The organism is Halorubrum sp. SS7, assembly GCF_005435055.1.
Classification (GTDB): Archaea; Halobacteriota; Halobacteria; order Halobacteriales; family Haloferacaceae; genus Halorubrum; species Halorubrum salinarum.
In genome coordinates this window covers 1-363 of sequence record NZ_SGXV01000409.1, presented here as the reverse complement: position 1 = coordinate 363, position 363 = coordinate 1, and the positions used below count along the sequence as shown (strand labels likewise).

The following is a 363-nucleotide window of genomic DNA, read 5'->3' as shown; positions in this document are numbered from 1 at the left end:
GACTCATTAATAGAAAATTATATGTTGTGTCTAATCAATATGCTCTCAACCCACATGGGCGAGCCATGACATCACAACTCATCGGATCGGAGGTGCCCTCGCCCGCCGATGAGGACGGTCCGTCGCGCGACGAGGTGTTCACGGCGCTGAGCAACGCGCGGCGGCGGAACGTGATCGAGTACCTGAACACCAACGGCAGCGAGGCGCGCGTCCGCGACATCGCGGAGCAGCTGGCGGCGTGGGAGAACGGCGTCGAGATCCCCGAAGTGACGTACAAGCAGCGCAAGCGAGTGTACACGGCGCTTCACCAGTCGCACCTCCCGAAGCTGGCCGCCAGCGGCTTCATCGACTACGAGTCCGACC

Annotated in this window: 1 pseudogene; it reads left to right on the top strand. The window is 61.4% G+C overall.

Annotated features, from left to right (window positions below):
• Nucleotides 1–65: 65 nt before the first annotated feature.
• A pseudogene (locus EXE44_RS18590) lies at nucleotides 66–363 on the top strand (hypothetical protein); the annotation flags it as partial.